The following is a 527-nucleotide window of genomic DNA, read 5'->3' as shown; positions in this document are numbered from 1 at the left end:
GCAAGCAAGCAGGATTGGAGCAAACTGAAATAGGTATCCCTCAGCAGCAGGAGACAACCATGAGCACCACGACCCGCATCAGCACAGCAGAACGCCTCGGCCGTAGCTTTGGCCGTGGATGGCGCGCCTATGTGCGTGGCGAACGGCGGGCGTCGAACTGGTTGGTATCCAAGGGTGTGCCGGTAGCTGGTGCCACCGTGCTGTTGTGGTTGGTCAAGCTGGTCGTGCTCGGTGTACTGCTCTATTCCGCGTTCTGGCTGGCACTGCTGTTGGTTTGTGTCGTGGCTGTGGGATGGGCAGCAAATCAGAGCCATTCAGACGAAGAGTTCCATTTGCAGTTTCCTACCACCTTGGAAGAACTTCGAGAGACACCGGGTTATGACCCGAATCTCTACAACGACACATCTCATGAGATGTACAAGGATGATGACTGACACTCGGCTTGAGTGTGCGTCACTTCAACTTCCTTGACATTGCGCCAGCTCCTTTTCCACCGGCAGCGCCTGCATCCCTCGTACCGGCTGAGA

The 527-nt window shown here is 56.2% G+C and carries 1 protein-coding gene; it reads left to right on the top strand.

The window, feature by feature from the left end; all coding sequences use genetic code 11:
* Positions 1-59: 59 nt before the first annotated feature.
* Positions 60-434 (top strand): DUF3742 family protein, encoded by a 375-nt coding sequence (locus tag KDH83_RS31360; RefSeq protein WP_023112374.1) that lies wholly within the window; start codon positions 60-62, stop codon positions 432-434.
* The last annotated feature ends 93 nt before the right edge of the window (positions 435-527 follow it).

Origin of the sequence: Achromobacter sp. Marseille-Q0513 (assembly GCF_018195695.1) — a bacterium.
GTDB lineage: Bacteria > Pseudomonadota > Gammaproteobacteria > Burkholderiales > Burkholderiaceae_B > Achromobacter.
The sequence above is the reverse complement of the archived record's forward strand: the minus strand, read 5'-3'. Positions and strand labels throughout refer to the sequence as shown.